The 17913-nt window shown below is 72.6% G+C and carries 14 protein-coding genes and 1 pseudogene; 11 read left to right on the forward strand and 4 right to left on the reverse strand.

Going from position 1 to position 17913, the window contains the following annotated elements; all coding sequences use genetic code 11:
- The first annotated feature begins 182 nt into the window (after window positions 1-182).
- From typA to IPK37_13670, 3 genes are all read left to right on the forward strand, one after another.
- Window positions 183-2111: a translational GTPase TypA gene (typA, locus tag IPK37_13660; protein ID QQR99988.1), complete on the forward strand. Its 1929-nt coding sequence runs from the start codon at window positions 183-185 to the stop codon at window positions 2109-2111.
- Window positions 2112-2196: 85 nt separating this feature from the next.
- The gene (locus IPK37_13665; GenBank protein ID QQR99989.1) at window positions 2197-2466 is read left to right on the forward strand and encodes an AbrB/MazE/SpoVT family DNA-binding domain-containing protein; all 270 of its coding nucleotides are present in this window, start codon (window positions 2197-2199) and stop codon (window positions 2464-2466) included.
- On the forward strand, window positions 2463-2849 hold the full coding sequence (locus IPK37_13670) for a type II toxin-antitoxin system VapC family toxin (protein QQR99990.1): 387 nt from the start codon (window positions 2463-2465) through the stop codon (window positions 2847-2849). The genes IPK37_13665 and IPK37_13670 overlap by 4 nt, the downstream gene beginning before the upstream one ends.
- On the opposite strand, the gene IPK37_13675 is transcribed toward IPK37_13670, so the two are convergent.
- Window positions 2839-4227 carry an amidase gene (locus tag IPK37_13675; protein ID QQR99991.1) on the reverse strand — a complete coding sequence of 463 codons (1389 nt, stop codon included), beginning with the start codon at window positions 4225-4227 and terminating at the stop codon, window positions 2839-2841. The two genes, IPK37_13670 and IPK37_13675, sit on opposite strands and share 11 nt — an antisense overlap.
- Here IPK37_13675 and IPK37_13680 point away from each other — a divergent pair.
- The 3 genes and pseudogenes from IPK37_13680 to IPK37_13690 all read left to right on the forward strand — a co-directional run bounded on the left by IPK37_13680 (window position 4226) and on the right by IPK37_13690 (window position 9099).
- Window positions 4226-4954: an RraA family protein gene (locus IPK37_13680; protein QQR99992.1), complete on the forward strand. Its 729-nt coding sequence runs from the start codon at window positions 4226-4228 to the stop codon at window positions 4952-4954. The genes IPK37_13675 and IPK37_13680 overlap by 2 nt on opposite strands.
- 350 nt (window positions 4955-5304) lie before the next feature.
- On the forward strand, window positions 5305-6570 hold the full coding sequence (locus IPK37_13685; GenBank protein QQR99993.1) for an aminotransferase class I/II-fold pyridoxal phosphate-dependent enzyme: 1266 nt from the start codon (window positions 5305-5307) through the stop codon (window positions 6568-6570).
- 270 nt (window positions 6571-6840) lie between these two features.
- Window positions 6841-9099 (forward strand): annotated as a pseudogene (locus tag IPK37_13690) (sodium-translocating pyrophosphatase).
- Between the two features lie 306 nt (window positions 9100-9405).
- Here the strand turns inward: IPK37_13690 and ppk2 are convergent.
- On the reverse strand, window positions 9406-10302 hold the full coding sequence (gene ppk2, locus IPK37_13695) for a polyphosphate kinase 2 (protein ID QQR99994.1): 897 nt from the start codon (window positions 10300-10302) through the stop codon (window positions 9406-9408).
- 165 nt (window positions 10303-10467) lie between these two features.
- Here ppk2 and mshB point away from each other — a divergent pair, with 165 nt between their 5' ends.
- From mshB to IPK37_13720, 5 genes are all read left to right on the forward strand, one after another.
- A complete protein-coding gene (mshB, locus tag IPK37_13700) occupies window positions 10468-11358 on the forward strand; it encodes an N-acetyl-1-D-myo-inositol-2-amino-2-deoxy-alpha-D-glucopyranoside deacetylase (protein QQR99995.1) in 891 nt (296 codons plus the stop codon).
- Window positions 11355-11924, forward strand: a complete 570-nt coding sequence (locus IPK37_13705) for a flavin reductase (GenBank protein QQR99996.1) — start codon at window positions 11355-11357, stop codon at window positions 11922-11924. Before mshB ends, IPK37_13705 begins: the two co-directional genes overlap by 4 nt.
- 287 nt (window positions 11925-12211) lie before the next feature.
- Entirely contained in the window at window positions 12212-13684 is a 1473-nt protein-coding gene (locus IPK37_13710; GenBank protein QQR99997.1) for an FUSC family protein, read from the forward strand.
- Window positions 13685-14034: 350 nt separating this feature from the next.
- On the forward strand, window positions 14035-14355 hold the full coding sequence (locus IPK37_13715; protein QQR99998.1) for a ferredoxin family protein: 321 nt from the start codon (window positions 14035-14037) through the stop codon (window positions 14353-14355).
- A 59-nt stretch (window positions 14356-14414) separates the two neighbouring features.
- Window positions 14415-15644, forward strand: a complete 1230-nt coding sequence (locus IPK37_13720; protein QQS02880.1) for a succinyldiaminopimelate transaminase — start codon at window positions 14415-14417, stop codon at window positions 15642-15644.
- Between the two features lie 286 nt (window positions 15645-15930).
- On the opposite strand, the gene IPK37_13725 is transcribed toward IPK37_13720, so the two are convergent.
- Window positions 15931-16752, reverse strand: coding sequence for a hypothetical protein (locus IPK37_13725; protein ID QQS02881.1), 822 nt, complete (start codon window positions 16750-16752; stop codon window positions 15931-15933).
- Between the two features lie 149 nt (window positions 16753-16901).
- The gene (gene dapD / locus IPK37_13730) at window positions 16902-17840 is read right to left on the reverse strand and encodes a 2,3,4,5-tetrahydropyridine-2,6-dicarboxylate N-succinyltransferase (GenBank protein QQR99999.1); all 939 of its coding nucleotides are present in this window, start codon (window positions 17838-17840) and stop codon (window positions 16902-16904) included.
- Window positions 17841-17913 lie beyond the last annotated feature (73 nt).

Here is a 17913-nt window from a genome sequence, read left to right on the forward strand (position 1 = left end):
GAGACCATCGAACGCCGCCCGGCGGGCCCCGGATGTGGCCCCGAAGCGAACGCTGCGTGAATTCGGGTCCGCCGCCGCCGGCGGGCGTGACGCAGCAGCCGGGCCGCCGTGACGCAGCCACCCACACCGCCGCGGCGCGGGCGCGTCGCAGGCACGGTCCGCGGGCTGCGAGAATGGGCCATATGGCTTTGAAGACCCGCGCCGACATCCGCAATGTCGCCATCGTCGCCCACGTCGACCACGGCAAGACCACCCTCGTCGACAAGATGCTCTGGCAGGGCGGGGCGTTCGGGGAGCACGACCACGTCCAGGACCGCGCGATGGACAGCGGCGACCTGGAGCGCGAAAAGGGCATCACGATCCTCGCGAAGAACACGGCGATCCACTACAACGGGCCGTCGGCGCGGGCCGCCGGTTGCGCCGACGGCGTGACGATCAACATCATCGACACCCCCGGCCACGCCGACTTCGGCGGCGAGGTGGAGCGGGGCCTGTCCATGGTCGACGGCGTCGTGCTGCTCGTCGACGCGAGCGAGGGGCCGCTGCCGCAGACCCGGTTCGTGCTGCGCAAGGCGCTGGCCGCGCAGCTGCCCGTCGTGCTGTGCATCAACAAGGTGGACCGCCCCGACAGCCGCATCGCGGAGGTCGAGGACGAGGTCTACGAGCTGTTCATGGACCTCATCGAGGACAGTTTCGACCGCGCGCATCACGCCGCCGCGCTGGAGTTCCCGATCGTCTACGCCTCGGCCAAGTCCGGACGGGCCTCGCTGGAGCGGCCGGCCGACGGCGGCCAGCCGGACGGCAGCGACCTGGAGCCGCTGTTCAAGACCATCATGGAAACGATCCCCGCCCCGACGTACGACGACGAGGCCCCCCTTCAGGCGCACGTCACCAACCTCGACTCCTCGAACTACCTGGGCCGCCTCGCGCTGCTGCGGGTGCACAACGGGGAGATCCGCAAGGGCCAGCAGGTGGCCTGGTGCAAGCACGACGGGACGCAGGAGCGCGTCAAGGTCACCGAGCTGCTCATCACCGAGGGCCTGGAGCGCAAGCCGCTGGAGGGGGACCGTACGGCGGGGCCGGGCGACATCATCGCCATCGCCGGCATCCCGGAGATCATGATCGGCGAAACCCTGGCCGACGCCGAGGACCCGCGCCCCTTGCCGCTGATCAAGGTCGACGAGCCGGCCATCTCGATGACGATCGGGACCAACACCTCGCCGCTGGCCGGGCGGGTGCGCGGGGCGAAGATCACCGCGCGGCTCGTCAAGGACCGCCTCGACCGGGAGCTGGTGGGCAACGTGTCGCTGCGGGTACTGCCCACGGCGCGCCCCGACGCCTGGGAGGTGCAGGGCCGCGGCGAGCTGGCGCTGGCGATCCTCGTGGAGCAGATGCGCCGGGAGGGCTACGAGCTGACCGTCGGCAAGCCCCAGGTCGTCACGCGTGAGGTGGACGGCAAGGTGCACGAGCCGGTCGAGCGGCTGACCATTGACACCCCGGAGGAGTTCCTGGGGACGGTGACGCAGCTGATGGCCGCCCGGAAGGGCCGCATGGAGCAGATGGTGAACCACGGCACGGGCTGGGTGCGGATGGAGTTCCTGGTGCCCTCGCGCGGGATGATCGGCTTCCGGACCGAGTTCCTGACCGAGACCCGCGGGACGGGGATCGCGCACCACGTGTTCGAGGGGTACGAGCCGTGGTGCGGGCCGATCGTCACCCGGCTGACGGGGTCGCTGGTGGCGGACCGGACGGGGGCCGCGACGACGTACGCGATGTTCAACCTCCAGGAGCGCGGCACCCTGTTCGTGGAGCCGACGACCGAGGTCTACGAGGGCATGATCGTCGGCGAGAACTCCCGCACCGAGGACATGGACGTCAACATCACCAAGGAGAAGAAGCTCACCAACGTGCGGTCCTCAACCGCGGACGTGCTGGAGCGGCTCATCCCGCCGCGGCGGCTGTCCCTGGAGCAGAGCCTGGAGTTCTGCCGCGAGGACGAGTGCGTGGAGGTGACGCCGGAGGCGGTGCGGCTGCGCAAGGTGGTGCTGGACGGGACCGAACGGGCCCGCAGCGCGGCGCGGGTGCGCAGCGAGGCCCGCCGCGACGGCTGAGCATCGCGCCTCGGCGGCTGAACATCGAACCGCGCCTCCGCAGGGCCTCGTGGCACATAGCTCACCTGAGTGGCATCCTTGTGGCATGAGTGCCACGGTCGTCATGGGGAAGCAGGGCCGTATCGTTGTCCCGGCGGACGTGCGTTCCCTGCTAGGCCTCCGCGAGGGCGACACGTTGCGCGTTGACGTGGTCGACGGCGCCGTCACCCTACGGCCGCAACCGGACCCGAAGACGGCGGCCGACCTGCTGTACGGGATGCTGGCGCCCCTCGTCCCCGAGCGAAGCCTCGTGGACGAGCTCATCAGCGACCGGCGGGCCGAGGCGGCGCGGGAAGCCGGTCGAGGGATCGAGTGATCGTCCTCGACGCCTCCGCGGTTCTCGCGCTCGTGCAGGCCGAGCCCGGGGGTGAGGTCGTCCGTGCGGCCCTGGCGTCCGGTGAGCCCGCTGTTCTGGGGGCCGCTAACTGGGCGGAATGTGTCGGCAAGCTCGTCGATGCTGGAGGGGACAGCAGGGCCGTCCGACGCCGCCTGGATCCGCTGGTACGCGTGGTCCCCGTGACGGAGGACGATGCCAACCTGGCGGGAGCTCTGCGCGCGAAGCCCTGGGCGCGGCCGCTATCGCTCGGGGACCGGCTGTGCCTCGCGCTGGCCGCCCGGATTCCGAACGAGCGCGTCCTCACCGCCGACCGGGCCTGGGCCGCGTGCGATCTGCCGCTCACCGTCTCCGTCATCCGATAGGCGGCGGACCCCACGGCCGCAGGCGTTCCAGCTGGGCTGCTAGCGGGAGCAAGCACGTCTCGTCACTGTGCGGCGCGTAGAGCTGGACGCCGACCGGGAGGCCGCCCACCGCGCCGCCGGGGACCGAGACCGCGGCATGGCCGGTGACATTAGCCAGCGTCGTGAACGCCACCATGGGCAACGAGCGCAGCAAGGCCCGGCTGCTCCCGGCTCCGTCGAGGCGGGCCAGCCGCGGCGGGAGGCAGGCCAGCGTGGGGGACAGGACCACGTCGCAGGCGGCGAAGCGGCGCTCTACCGCCGCCCGGATCCGGTCGGCCCGGCGGATCGCCTGCAGCCGGACCTGCGGCTGCACCCACGCCCCTGCCCGCAGCGAGGACCGGGTCCGGGCCTCCAGCCGGTCCGGGTGCTCGACGTGCGCGGCCTCGCCGCGCAGCGCCGCGTAGAACAGCGGCAGGAAGGCCGGCTGGGCGTCCGGCCAGCGGCCCGGCAGCTCGGTGACGGCGTGCCCGGCGCTGGCCAGGACCTGCGCCACCTCGGCGACGACCGCGGCCACCCGGCGGTCGGTCCGCAGCCCGGGCCACGGTGGACGGGTCAGCACCCCGATCCGCAGCCGGCCGGGATCGCGGGCGGCCGCCGCCGCGAACGGTTCGGCGGGCTCGGGAGCCGCGTACCGGTCCACCCGCGTCGCCCCGCGGATCACGTCGTACGTCGTCGCGCAGTCGGCCACGTTCCTCGTCAGCGGCCCGGTCGTGCCCAGCGGGCCCCACAGGTCCGGCCACGGCGCGGTGCTGACCCGGCCCCGCACCGGCTTGAGCCCGAGGATTCCGCAGCACGACGCCGGGACGCGGATCGAGCCGCCGCCGTCGCCGGCGATCGCGACGGGCACGCACCCGGTCGCGACCGCCGCCGCGGAACCGCCGCTGCTGCCCCCAGGCGAGCGGGTGGGATCCCACGGGTTGCGGGTGGCCCCCCAGGCGGCCCCCTCGGTGAAGGGGAACTGGCCGAACTCGGGCATGTGCGTGGTGCCGACGACGATCGCGCCCGCCCCCCGGAGCCGCCGAACGACTTCCGAGTCCTCCTGGGCCGGCGTCGAATTGGAGCGGCCGCCATGGGTGGTGACGAGTCCGGCGACGTCGTACGCGGCCTTCACGGCCACCGGCACTCCCGCGAGCGGGCCCTCCGCGGCGCGCTCGTCGAGGGCGGCGGCCTCGGCCAGGGCCGCGTCCCTGCGGACCACGTCGAACGCGCGTAGCTGTGGGTCGAGCCGGGCGATGCGGTCGAGCGCGGCGGTCACCACGTCGACGCAGCGGACCTGCCCCGTCCGGACGGCCTGGGCGATCTCGACGGCGGAGGCTGCGGGGGAGCGCGGATCGGTCATGGGTCTACTGTGCTCCTCACCGATCGAGCCCAGGAGGTACGCCGTGACCGAGTCCGACCTGACCCCGGCCGGGTTGGCCGCGCTCGCCGAGCGGGTCCGCGTCGTCGACACCACGGCGATCAGCGACCGGGCCGGCCTGACCCGCGTGCTGACCAGCGCCATTGCTCTGCGGTCGGCGGCGGGATTCGTGTGCGCGACGGCGTACACCGTTCGGGTGCGGCGCGACTTCTTCCCCCTCGCGTGGGCGGTCGAGCACGCGCCGCGCGGCAGCGTGCTCGTGGTGGACGGGGGTGGGGAGGAGTTTGCCTACGCGGGCGAGATCATCGCTCGCGGCGCGCTGGCGCGAGGCCTGGCGGGGATCATCGTGGATGGCGGGTACCGGGACATCGGATACGTGCGGGACTGTGCGCTGCCCATCTACTCCCGGTGGATCACCCCGTTCTCCCGCAGCGGGACCGAGCTGGGCGAGTATGAGATCCCCGTGACCTGCGGCGGCGTGACCGTTAACCCCGGCGACGTGGTGATCGCCGACGCCGAGGGGATTATCGTCCTCGACCCGGCCCACGCCGAGGCAGCGGTGGCCGGCGCCCACGAGGTCAAGGCGGCCGAGCAGCGCGTCCTCGATCGGCTGGCCGCGGGGGCGACGCTGTCCGACTGCGTCGGTCTGGCCGAGCACGCCGCGGAGCTCGCGGCCGGACGGAGCCACCGCCTGGGCTTCACGGTCTAGCCCGGCCCTATCGATCCACCGCCCGATCGCCCGATCGCCCGATCTCCCGTGCTCACGGTTGCGGGTCGAGCGCTCGCGGTAGTGGGTAGCGCTGACGGTTGCGGCTGGCGCAGACGGTGGTGGTGACAACCACGACCGTGAGCACCAACCACCACCGGGAGCACCAACCACCACCATGAGCGTCAGCTGCCGGGGCGGCCGTTAGCGGCAGGTAGGCGCAGGGGCGGTGCCGCCGTACGGCGTACGGCGTTGTCCGCGAAGCGAGACCCGCCCGCTCGGGGTGCGAGCGAGGCGTGGGCGCCTGGGTAGCGTGAGCGCTGACACCCAGCCGCAGCACCGTGGAGGCACCCATGTCGCAGGTCGACACCTCGGCCCTCGCCGCCGTCGCGCCGGAGGCGCGCCGCCGTTACGACGAGTACGTCGCGGCCGGCCTCAAACTCGACATCACCCGCGGCAAGCCCTGCGCGGCCCAGCTCGACCTGGCCGAGGGGATGCTCGCCCTGCCCGGGGCCGGCGATCACGCCAGCGACGTCGAGGGCGACCTGCGCAACTACGGCGGCGCCCCGAAGGGCCTGCAGCAGCTCCGCGAGATCTTCGCCCCGCTGATCGACGTCCCCGTGGACCAGATCGTGATCCGCGACAACGCCTCGCTCGCGCTGATGCACCTGTGCGTGGCGAGCTCGTTCTTCCACACCTTGCCGGGCGGGGGAGCGCCCTGGCGGCCCGGCGAGGTCACCTTCCTGGCACCCAGCCCCGGCTACGACCGGCACTTCGCCGTGTGCGACGAGCTGGGCGTCAAGTTGCGCCCGGTGGCGATGACCCCGACCGGCCCGGACATGGCCGAGGTGGAGGCGCTGGTCGCGGCGGACGCCTCGATCAAGGGCATGTGGTGCGTGCCGAAGTACAGCAACCCGACGGGGGTGACCTACAGCGACGAGACCGTACGTCGTCTCGCGGCGATGCCGACCGCCGCCGGCGACTTCCGGCTCTACTGGGACAACGCCTACGCGATCCATCACCTCGCCGAGGAGCACGACGAGCTCCTGCCGATCCTGGCCGAGTGCGAGGCGGCCGGGAACCGCGACCGGGCCTTCGTCTTCGCCTCGACGTCCAAGGTCACCATGGCCGGCTCGGGCGTCTCGTTCTTCGCGTCCTCCCCGGCGAACGTCGCGTGGTTCCTCAAGCGCGACGACATCCGCTCGATCGGCCCCGACAAGATCAACCAGCTGCGGCACCTGCGTTTCTTCGGGGACACCGACGGCATCGTCGGCCACATGGAGAAGCACCGTGCGGTACTGGCGCCCAAGTTCGAGACCGTGGGCAAGACCCTGGCCGCCGACCTCGGGGCGCTGGGCGTCGCCTCCTGGACCGACCCCAAGGGCGGCTACTTCGTCAGCCTGGACGTCGTCCCCGGCACGGCCAAGCGCGTCGTCGAGCTGGCCAAGTCCGCCGGCGTGGCGCTGACGCCCGCGGGCGCCACCTACCCCGGTGGGGTCGACCCGCAGGACCGCAACATCCGCATCGCCCCCACGTTCCCCACCCAGGAGGAACTGGAGCGGGCGCTCGGCGTCCTCACCACCTGCGTGATCGTCGCCGCCGCGGACAAGCTGCTCTGACCTCGCGACGTCGTACGGCGTACGGCGGTTCGTTCTTCGTCGTTTGTACGACGGGCGGTACGTCGTGCCTCGTACGGCGTGTAGGAAGTGGCGGGCCGGACGGGAGCCGACCGCAGCGCGCCCGCGCGACCCGGCGTACGACCGTTCATCGCTGGCCAACCGACCGTCTGCCGCGGGCGACCGGTCGGTTCCGGCGCGCCCTGTCCATAATGTCGACCGACGGTCGTGGCGCCGATACTGTTCCCTCACTCGGGTACTAGAGGAGGGGCAATGGCGCCCAGCGTGGAAACGACTTCGGATCTCACCCTCGGTTCGGACAGCCTGACGATCGTGCTGGTGGTGGGCGTCGTAGCCCTCGGGGCGCTGGTGATGGGCGCCGTGTTCCGACGACAGGTCCTGCAGTGCCCGACGGGTACGCCGCGCATGGTCGAGATCGCCCGCGCCGTGCAGGAGGGCGCCGCCGCCTACCTGAACCGCCAGATGCGCACCCTCGCGTGGTTTGTCCTCCTGGTCTTCCTCCTCCTCTTCCTGCTCCCCGCCGACGACGGTTCGATCCGCATGGGCCGCAGCGCGTTCTTCGTGGTCGGCGCGCTCTTCTCGGCGACGATCGGCTACGTGGGCATGACGCTGGCCGTCCAGGCCAACGTGCGCGTCGCGGCCGCGTCCCGGGACGGCGACCGCACCCCCGGCTTCCGGATCGCCGTCCGCACCGGCGGGGCGGTCGGCATGACCACCGTCGGCCTGGGGCTGCTGGGCGCGGCCGTCGTCGTCCTGATCTTCCGGACCCAGGCACCCGCCGTGCTCGAGGGATTCGGCTTCGGCGCCGCGCTGCTCGCCATGTTCATGCGGGTCGGCGGCGGCATCTTCACCAAGGCGGCCGACGTCGGCGCCGACCTGGTCGGCAAGGTGGAACAGGGCATCCCCGAGGACGACCCCCGCAACGCCGCCACCATCGCGGACAACGTCGGCGACAACGTCGGCGACTGCGCGGGCATGGCCGCCGACCTGTTCGAGAGCTACGCGGTCACGCTGGTGGCCGCGCTCATCCTGGGCCGCGCCGCGTTCGGCGAACAGGGCCTGGTCTTCCCCCTCGTCGTTCCCGCGATCGGCGCCCTGACCGCCATCCTCGGCGTCATGGTCACCCGGGTGCGGCCGGGCGAAAACGGCCTGCGCGCCATCAACCGCGGCTTCGCCATCGCGGCCGTCGTGTCGGCGATCACGTGCGCCGCGGCGTCGTACCTCTACCTGCCCAGCACCTTCGCCGGGCTGCGCGGCATCGACGCGGACGTCGCCGGCCTGGGCCGCGACCCGCGCATGCTCGCCGCGCTCGCCGTCATCCTCGGCATCCTGCTCGCGTTCATCATCCTGCAGATCACCGGCCACTTCACCGGGACCGACGGCGAACCGACCCGCAACGTCGCCCGTACGTCGGTCACGGGCGCCGCCACCGTCGTCCTGTCGGGGATCGGCGTGGGCCTGGAGTCCGCGGTCTACACCGCCGCGATCATCGGCATCGCCGTCTACGCGGCGTTCCTGCTGGGCGGCGGCTCCATCATCGTCTCGCTGTTCCTCATCGCCCTTGCCGGCTGTGGCCTGCTGACCACCGTCGGCGTGATCGTGGCCATGGACACCTTCGGGCCGGTCAGCGACAACGCGCAGGGCATCGCGGAGATGTCGGGCGACGTCGACGAGGCCGGGGCGCAGGTCCTCACCGAGTTGGACGCCGTCGGCAACACCACCAAGGCCATCACCAAGGGCATCGCGATCGCCACGGCCGTGCTCGCGGCGACCGCGCTGTTCGGGTCGTACAACGACGCGGTGACCGAGGCGCTGCACAAGGCCGGCGCCGCCGCCACCGAGACCCTCGAGGCGTACGCGATCGTCACGCCCTCGACGCTCGTCGGCCTGATCGCGGGCGCGGCCGTCGTGTTCCTGTTCTCGGGCCTGGCCATCGACGCGGTGACGCGCGCGGCCGGGGCGATCGTGCTGGAGGTCCGCCGGCAGTTCCGGGAGCACCCCGGCATCATGGCGGGCACCGAGAAGCCCGAATACGGGCGCGTCGTCGACATCTGCACCCGCGACTCGCTGCGCGAGCTGGCCACACCGGGTCTGCTGGCCGCCTTCTCCCCGGTCGTCATCGGGTTCGCCCTCGGCTTCGGCGCGCTCGCCGGGTTCCTGGCCGGCGCCATCGCCGCCGGCGTGCTCATGGCCGTCTTCCTCGCCAACTCCGGCGGCGCCTGGGACAACGCCAAGAAGATCGTCGAGGACGGCGCCCACGGCGGCAAGGGCTCCGACGCCCACGCCGCGACCGTCATCGGCGACACCGTCGGCGACCCGTTCAAGGACACCGCCGGCCCCGCGATCAACCCGCTCATCAAGGTCATGAACCTGGTGGCGGTGCTCATCGCCCCCGCCGTGGTGCAGCTGTCGATCGGCTCCGGCGCCAACACCTGGGCCCGGCTTGGCATCGCCGCCGTGGCCGCCGCCATCGTCGTCGTTGCGGTCGACCGGTCCCGCTACCACGCGACCAAGGACCTGCCGCAGGTCGAGGCAGCCGTCGACGAGGTCTTCCCCGCCGTCGAGTCCGTCAACCCCGTCCCCGACCGGCCCGTCCTCACCCCGCACCTGCCGCGCAACCTGTTCGAGGCCGGCCGGGACCGCGATAGCGCTGCCACCACGCAGATCCCCGGCGTCGGCGGTTCCACGCCGTTCCCGGAGTCGCCGTTCAGCCGGGCTATGCGCGTCGGCCGGGGCCGCAAGGACGCCGGGGAGGCAGAGGCGGACCTTAAGGCTGAGGAGCAGCGCAGACCCTAGCGGGTTGGCGCGACGCCGTCGTCAGTCGCCGACGGCGTCGCGGCCCCGGGTCACCAGGTTCGGGTCGGCCTCGCCGACCACCCGGTGGTCCTTGCCCTGGTACTCGAACTGCGACAGGAAATAGCGCATCGCGTTGATCCGCGCGCGCTTCTTGTCATTGGACTTGATCGTGATCCACGGCGCGGCGTCGGTGTCCGTCGCCAGGAAGGTCTCCTCCTTGGCGGCGGTATACGCCTCCCACTTGTCGAGGGACTCCACGTCCATCGGGGACAGCTTCCACTGCCGCACCGGGTCGATCTGGCGGATCGCGAACCGGGTCCGCTGCTCGGCGCTCGTCACCGAGAACCAGAACTTCGTCAACGACGTGCCCGCCTCGATCAGCATCCGCTCGAACACCGGCGCCTGCTTCAAGAACAGCGCGTGCTGCTCCTCCGTGCAGAAGCCCATGACCCGCTCTACGCCGCTGCGGTTGTACCAGGACCGGTCGAACAGCACCAGATGCCCGGCCGTGGGGAGATTCTGGACGTACCGCTGGAAATACCACTGGCCCTGCTCGGTCGTCGTCGGCGTCCCGAGGGCCACCACGTGGGCAAACCGGGGATTCAGGTGCTCGGTGAATCGCTTGATCGTGCCGCCCTTGCCGGCGGCGTCGCGGCCCTCGAAGAGCAGCACGTGGCGGCCGCCGACGTCCTGCGTCCAGTACTGGAACTTGAGCAGTTCCACCTGCAGGTCGTACTTGAGCTGCTCGTACTCCTCCCGGCTCATCCGGTCGTCGTACGGATAGTCCTCCCGCCAGGTGTCCACCGGAGAACCGCCGGGATCGATCAGATCCGGATCCGAGCCCGTGATGTCGTGATCGATGGAATAGCCCCGCTCGAGGAGGTCATCGAGATACTCACGGAAGTTCTGCGGCGACATGTGGCGAAGACTAGGGCCGCGGCTTGGCCTAGCGGGAGACTGGAGATGAACAGCGGGACCTGGTAGTGGCACGACGTACGGTTCAGGAGCGGCCGTCGCACCGTCGCGAATGCCGAGAGGCGGTCGGGCTCGGGCCGCGGCCGGAGCGGTACCGTGGAAGGCGCTATGACTTCGTCGGCCGACCGAACCTTGCTCTTCGTCCACGCGCACCCGGACGACGAGACGCTCGCCACCGGGGTCACCGTGGCGCAGCGGGCGATCGAGGGGGCGGACGTCCACGTGCTCACCTGCACGCTCGGTGACGAGGGCGAGGTGATCCCGGCCGACCTCGCGCATCACCTGTCCGCATTGGACGACACCCTGGGCGCCTACCGGCGGGTGGAGCTGCGCGCCGCGATGGCGGCCCTCGGGGCGGTCGAGCACGTCCTCGGCGAGGACGTGCGCGGCCCCGGCAACGCCGCGTTTCGGGATTCCGGCATGGCCGGGACGCCGACGATGGACCATCCGCGGGCGCTGTGTCGGGTGCCCCTGCACGAGGTGGCGGACGCCATCGGGGAGCACCTGCGCGCGCTTCGGCCGGACGTCGTGGTGACCTACGACCCGTGCGGCGGTTATCAACACCCCGATCACGTGCGGGTCCACCAGGCCACCTGCGCGGCGGTCGCGGAGCTCGCGGAGGGGGAGCGGCCGGCGCTGTGGGCCGTCGTCGTACGCCGTAGCCGGGCCATGGGCGACCGGCGCTGGCTGGCCGAGAACGTGGCGACGCAGGAGCGGATCACCGTGCCGGCGCCCGGCGAGGACTACCCGGCGGCGGTCGTCGACGACGCCCTGATTGCCTGGGAGGTGACCGGCGATCTCGCGGCGTTGGCGCGCCGCGACGCCGCTCTCGCCGCGCACCGAACGCAGGTCCGCTTGGGATCGGGCTGGTACGCGCTCTCCAACGACGTCGCCGCCCGCCTGCAGAGCACCGAGTCCTTCGTGCCCCTCGACCCGGACACCGGCGACTTCGCGCCGATGCCGCCGGGTGCCACCATCGACGAGCGGAGAGCACCATGAGCTCCTCCCCAGCCAACCCCGTGACGCCGGGCGTCCCCGCCGGCGTCCAGCCCCCGATCGAGGGCGCCCAGGCCCCCGCCGGCGTCGATCCACGGCTGTTCCGGCGGGTCTTCGGACGCTTCGCCACGGGCGTCACGGTCATCACCACCACGGTCGGCGGCGTCGACCACGCGATGACCGCGAACTCGGTGACCTCCGTGTCGATCGAACCCCTCCAGGTGCTCGCCTGCGTGCACGTCGAGTCCCGCGTGCACGACGCCATCGTCGAGTCCGGCGTGTGGGGCGTGAGCATCCTGCCCGCGGGGGCCCGCGGCACCGCCGACTGGTTGGCGACGAAGGGCCGCCCGGTGCACGGCCAGCTCGACCGGATCCCGTTCACGCGAGGACCCGCGACCGACGTACCGCTGCTCACCGACGCCCTCGCGCGGCTGGAGTGCCGTACCGCCGCCGTCCATCCGGCCGGGGATCACGCGATCATCGTCGGCGAGGTCGTGGGCCTGGACGCCACGGACGACCCGGACGCGGCCCTGATCTTCTATCGCGGCGAATACCGGAGCCTGGATTGATCCGGCGCGGCCTCGGGTTGCCGCGCGCATGAAACCGAAGGGCAGCCCGGTCGTCCTGATCCTGATGATCGCCGCGTGCGGGCCGGCGTTCGCGTTGGGTACGGCGTTCGGTGCGGGCGCGGTCGCGATCATCGGGGCCTTCGTGGCGTTGTTCTCGCTGATCGCGTTTCTAGGTGGGCCGCTGCGCGCCGACGTACGCCTGATGGCCATCCTCGCGCCGGGCCTGCTGGTGGCGGCCGTCGGTCCCCGCCTGCTCAGTGTCCCGCTCGGCGGCCATCGCGGCGACCGTGCTCATCGTGTTCGTGGGCGCGTTGCTGCCGCTGCGCGGGCCGCGGTACGCCGGAGTCGGTCAGGGCGTCGGCATGGCCACCCTGTTCTCCTATGCGTCCCTGGCCAGCGGACCCTTCGGCCCGGCGCAGCTGGTCGCCGCCGTTGCGGCGGGCCTCATCGTCGCGATGGCCTTGCGGCTGCTCTTCGGGACCGGCGATCCCCGCAAGGAGACCCGTGCCGCGATCGCCGCCGTCCTCGACGCGGATCCTCCCGACCTGACCGGCGCCTTCGCCACCTGGGCCGGTGACGGCCGGCCGGTGTGCCTGGGACGGGCCCTGGAGGGCGCCGCACGGTATCGGCTGGGACTGCAGGAGGCGTCCCGGGAGTTGCGGGTCGGCGAGGACCCGGCGGCGACCGCGGCGGTCGAGGCGGTCGAGGCCCTGACCGAGCGGGCGGCCGAGGTTGCCCAACAGCTTCGGAGCAAGCCCCCGAAGCCGGGCAAGTCCGACGCCAACGCCGACGCCGTGACCCAGCCGGGCGCTTCCGAGGCGGTGGCCGAGCCGAACACTGCCGTCGCTACGGCCGTGAGCGCCAGCGAGCACGCGGGGCCGGCTGCGGGGGAGGGCTCCGCGGGGCCCGACGAGGTGGGCGTGGCGGCACCGGAGGTGCGGACGGCTGGGGCGGGCCTCGACCAAGTTGAATCCGCGACGGTCGACCGCGACGACTCCGCCGTCGCCCTGTCCGACGAGCAGCTGGCGACCCTGCGGGGGGCCCGCCGGCCGTTGCTGCGGACCCGCTCGATCCACCTGCGCCACGCGCTGCGCACCGCGCTCGGCATGCTCATCATGCTGGTGCTCACGGCGTGGTTCGGCCCGGGGGACCCCTTCGCCGCCACCGTGTTGTTAGCGGCGTTCTCGATCCTGCAGTCGAGCTGGGAAGCCTCCCTCGCCAAGGCCATGCCCCGGTTGACGGGGGTGCTCGTCGGGGCCGCGGTGGCGCTGGCCGTGATGCTGCTCGCGCCGACGCCGCTGCTGATGGGACTCAGCCTCGCCGCCTTGGTCGTGGGCCTGTGGTTCATCACCGACAGACCCGCGATCGGGAACGGCTGCATGGTGCTCGTCTCGGTCGGGCTCAACGTGTCCAGCCGCCACCTGGACCCCGTGCGGTCGGTGCTCGAATACACGGGGCTGATGCTCGCCGCGGTGGTCGTCGGGCTGCTGGTGGGGTTCGCGGTCGTCCCCGCGTGGCGACCCGCGCCGCTGCGGCGTCGCATTCTGACCGCCTGGGAGGCAGCCGGAACCGCACTCGCGGCGATCGCCTCGGCGCAGGACCTGGAGTCTCGGGTGCACACGGCGCGGGAGGCGGCGGCCGCGCGCGCGGACCTGGCGCTGGACGGCGAGGACCTCGGCGGTGCGCTCGCCGAGTCGCTGGACCAGTACCGCGCCGCACTGTCGGACCTCACCCTCGTCGCACTGCAGCTGCGGCACTGACCCCAGGCCCTGGCGGACCTGGTGCATGACGTCGAGCGCGGGCTCCCGGCCGGCACGGAGCCCCCAACGAGTCGCCTACGACGGCACGGGCGCTGGAGGATGCCGGCCGCGCGGGGGAGGGGCCGGAGGCTCTCTCGCGGGCGCTGCTCGTGGAGGCTCGTGCCGCCGCCGGGTCGCTGCTCGACGCCCTGCCCGACGAAGACCCGAAGCCCAGGCGTTGACACCCTCCGCGGGCGCCGCGAAAAAAGCGTGGAAAAAGGTCAGGCCCGGCGCGCCGTCGACTCCCACGCGAGCGCCCGCACCGCTAGGGTGAAGCCTGGCGTCAGACCAGCTCAGGAGGATCGATCCCAATGACGTATGTCATCGCCCAGCCGTGTGTCGACGTGAAGGACAAGGCCTGCATCGAGGAGTGTCCCGTCGACTGCATCTACGAAGGCGACCGCACCCTCTACATCCACCCCGACGAGTGCGTCGACTGCGGCGCTTGCGAGCCGGTGTGCCCGACCGAGGCCATCTTCTACGAGGACGACGTCCCGGAGCAGTGGTCCGACTTCACGGCCGCCAACGTCGAGTTCTTCGAGGACCTGGGCAGCCCTGGTGGCGCCGCCAAGCTCGGCCGCACCGGCAAAGACCACCCGCTGATCGCGGCGCTCCCCCCGCAGGGCGAGTGACCGACGCGGCGAAACCGGCGGGCGGGACGCGCGAGAGCGCGGTCCCGCCCGCCGGTCGTTTGCCCGGCGGGCGGCCAGCCGCCGATGCCTCGGGCGGGCGCGGCGCCGGGCGGCTCGCCCTGCCCGACTTCCCGTGGGACACCCTCACGCCGTACAAGGCCCGCGCCGCGGATCACCCCGGCGGCCTCGTCGACCTGTCGGTGGGGACTCCCGTGGACCCGACCCCGGACGTCGTACGGCGTGCGCTCATCGGGGCCGCCGACGCCCCGGGCTACCCGCAGACTTACGGCACGGCGCCGCTACGGGAGGCGGTGGCGGCGTGGTTCGCGCGGCGCCGCGGGGTTCCGGACGTGGATCCCGCGGGAGTGCTGCCGACGATCGGGAGCAAGGAGCTGGTGGCCTGGCTGCCCACGCTGCTCGGGCTGGGCCCGGGGGATGCCGTGGCGTTCCCGTCGGTGGCCTACCCGACGTACGACGTGGGGGCCCGCCTCGCCGGCGCGACCCCGGTGCCGTTCGCGGGGCTGACCGAGCTGGGTCCGGTCGGCGCCGCGACGGCGCCGCGCCTGATCTGGGTCAACAGCCCCGGCAACCCGACCGGCAAGGTCCTGGGGGTGGCGCACCTGCGCAAGGTCGTGGAGTGGGCCCGCGCCCGCGGGGCGATCGTGGTCAGCGACGAGTGCTACGCGGAGCTGGACTGGCGCGCCGAGAGCCCGGACGCCCCGGAGGCCCCGGACAACGCTGGCGGCTCGGCTGCGGCGCCCCGTCCCGCCGGCGCGCCGGGGTCGGTGCCGAGCCTGCTCGACCCTCGGGTGTGCGGCGGGGACCACACCGGGTTGCTGGCGTGTTACTCGCTGAGCAAGCAGAGCAACCTCGCCGGCTATCGCGCGGCGTTCCTCGCCGGCGACCCGGCGCTCGTGGCGGACATCCTGGAGGTGCGCAAGCACGCCGGGATGATGATGCCCTGGCCAGTCCAGGAGGCCATGCGGGTGGCCCTCGGCGACGACGTCCACGTCGCGGAGCAGCGGGAGCGGTACGCCGCCCGTCGGGCCACGCTGTTGCCCGCGCTGGAGGCGGCCGGCTTCCGGATCGAGGATTCCGAGGCGGGGCTGTACCTGTGGGGTACCCGCGACGAGGACTGCTGGGACAGCGTGGGCTGGCTCGCCGACCGGGGGATCCTGGCGGCGCCGGGGTCCTTCTACGGGCCGCGCTCGGGGCGGTTCGTGCGGGTGGCCCTCACAGCATCCGACGAGCGCATCGCCGCTGCGGCAGACCGCCTGTCGTCGCGCTAGCTGTGACGCCCAGGCGCAGCTAGCCCCCCAACTGCCGCCCCATTTCCCGGGCACTTGCCCGCACTGGCGCCCATTTCCCGGGCGCTACCCCCCCTACTGCCGCCCGGTTCCGCGACTGGCGCCCTTTTTCCCTTACTGGCGCCCGGCTTCAAGGAGGGCGGCAGTGGGGGGAAGAGGGCGCCAGTGCGGGGAAAGAGGGCGCCAGTGCGAGGCTTCGGGCTCCGTCGATGTGTCAGCCGTGCACCAGAGTCATGCGCTTCGGCTGGTGCGCCAGAAACCGTGCGGCTCAGCGGTGCACCAGCGTGATCCGTACGGCGGTGTCGGCGGCCTCTTCGCTGGCGGCCGCCCAGGCCAGTGACTCTTCGGTGGTGGTGCGGCGCCAGACCCGCGAGCCCAGTCGCACCTCGGCCACGCCCAGGTCGTCGGCACCGGCGACCGCCCAGGCCGCGGCGGTGGCGGCCGCCCGCCGGGTACGCGCCTGAAGGACGATCGCCCCATCCACGGCGTCGGCCGCCAGCCCGGCCTCGGTTTCGAGCTGGGCGCGGACCTGCTGGGCGCTCGGTCCGGTCGCGGCGTCCTTGAGGCGGCATCCCACCGCCTCGGGCCGGAGGCCGGTGAGCGCCTCGGCGTACGCCGCCGCCTCCGTCTCGTGCTGCGCGTACGCATGCGGCGCCCCGCTGAGCTGCACCTTTTGGGCGGCCTCGGTGAGCGGCAGCGTTTGCCAGCCCGGGACCTTGACCAGCCCGTCGTAGAACTTGCCCGCCGCGTACACGGGGTTGCGGATCTGCGCCGGGGTGCCCCAGCCCTGGCTCGGTCGCTGTTGGAACAGGCCCACCGAGTCGCGATCGCCGTCGGGAAGGTTGCGGAGCTTGGATTCCTGCATGGCTGTCGCGATGGCGATGGTCGCGGCCCGAGGGGGCAGGTCGCGCCGGGTGGCGATCGCGGCGATGGTGGCGGCGTGCCGGGCCTGCTCGGGGGTGAGGTCGAAGACGCTCCCGGACGCGTTGGTGAACGTGCACCGCGGCGGGCCACCGAGCCCCGGATCGAGAAACCGGCTGACGGCGATGCCGAGCGCCGCGACCAGCACCAGGGCGCCGAGCGCCGCGATGACGCTGCGCCACCGTGCGGAATGTTCGCGGCGGACGCCCTTGCGAGCGCCGCGCCGTCGCGCTTTCGCCGCGGAGGGCCTCTTCCGAGCAGGCACTGAGGGCGTACGTCGTGGCCCGCCGCGACTGGCGTCAATCGGGGGCATGCAGCTCAGTCGTTGGCGTGCAGCGCCGAGTTGAGCGTGATGCCGTGGCCGTCGCGGGCCCGGGCCTCGACGGCGCCGGTGACGGAGTTGCGCAGGAACAGCAGGTTGTCCTGTCCGGACAGCTCCCGGGCCTTGACGACGCGCCCGTCCGCCAACGTGACCTTGGTGCCCGCGGTGACGTACAGGCCCGCCTCGACGACGCAGTCGTCGCCGAGGGCGATACCGATGCCCGCCTCCGCACCGACCAGGCACCGGCGTCCGATGCGGACCCGCTCCGTGCCACCACCGGACAGGGTGCCCATCGTGGAGGCCCCGCCGCCGATGTCGGAGCCGTCATCGACGACCACACCCTGGCTGATCCGGCCCTCGACCATGGAGTGGCCCAGGGTGCCCGCGTTGAAGTTCACGAAGCCCTCGTGCATCACGGTGGTGCCTTCGGCGAGGTGGGCGCCGAGCCGGACGCGGTCGGCGTCGGCGATCCGTACCCCGCCGGGCACCACGTAGTCGACCATCCGCGGGAACTTGTCGACGCCGTAGACGGCGACCGGACCCTCGGCGCGCAGCCGCGCCCGCGTCGCCTCGAAGCCCTCGGGGGAGCACGGGCCACCGGAGGTCCACACGACGTTGGGAAGCACCCCGAAGATGCCGTCGAGGTTGACCGTGTTGGGTGCCGCGAGGCGATGGCTGAGCAGGTGCAGCCGCAAATAGGCGTCGGCGGTGTCGGCGGGTGCGGCGTCCAGGTCGATGGTGGTGAGCTGGAAGGACATGCGTACGCCGCGGCGCGGGTCGGCCTTCTCCAGCGCGGCCAGGTCGGCGGGCACCGCGTGCGTGCTCTGGGTGGGCGGCTCGCCAAGCGCGGGGTCCGGATACCAGGTGTCCAGGACCGTGCCCTCGTCGGTGATCGTCGCCAGTCCCCATCCCCAGGCGGTGCGCTGCGTGCTCATGCAGACACCCTAGGCGAGCCCTGCCGGTGCGCCGGGGCACAGTCCGAGCGGCGGATCACCAGCAGGTCATGGG

This window comes from Austwickia sp. (assembly GCA_016699675.1).
Taxonomy (GTDB): domain Bacteria; phylum Actinomycetota; class Actinomycetes; order Actinomycetales; family Dermatophilaceae; genus Austwickia.

Bases quoted from the DNA above. Each gene is read 5' to 3' on its own strand.
- typA (QQR99988.1), top strand. From the start codon at position 183: ATGGCTTTGAAGACCCGCGCCGACATCCGCAATGTCGCCATCGTCGCC.
- IPK37_13665 (QQR99989.1), top strand. From the start codon at position 2,197: ATGAGTGCCACGGTCGTCATGGGGAAGCAGGGCCGTATCGTTGTCCCG.
- IPK37_13680 (QQR99992.1), top strand. From the start codon at position 4,226: ATGGGTCTACTGTGCTCCTCACCGATCGAGCCCAGGAGGTACGCCGTG.
- IPK37_13675 (QQR99991.1), bottom strand. From the start codon at position 4,227: ATGACCGATCCGCGCTCCCCCGCAGCCTCCGCCGTCGAGATCGCCCAG.
- IPK37_13685 (QQR99993.1), top strand. From the start codon at position 5,305: ATGTCGCAGGTCGACACCTCGGCCCTCGCCGCCGTCGCGCCGGAGGCG.
- ppk2 (QQR99994.1), bottom strand. From the start codon at position 10,302: ATGTCGCCGCAGAACTTCCGTGAGTATCTCGATGACCTCCTCGAGCGG.
- mshB (QQR99995.1), top strand. From the start codon at position 10,468: ATGACTTCGTCGGCCGACCGAACCTTGCTCTTCGTCCACGCGCACCCG.
- IPK37_13705 (QQR99996.1), top strand. From the start codon at position 11,355: ATGAGCTCCTCCCCAGCCAACCCCGTGACGCCGGGCGTCCCCGCCGGC.
- IPK37_13715 (QQR99998.1), top strand. From the start codon at position 14,035: ATGACGTATGTCATCGCCCAGCCGTGTGTCGACGTGAAGGACAAGGCC.
- dapD (QQR99999.1), bottom strand. From the start codon at position 17,840: ATGAGCACGCAGCGCACCGCCTGGGGATGGGGACTGGCGACGATCACC.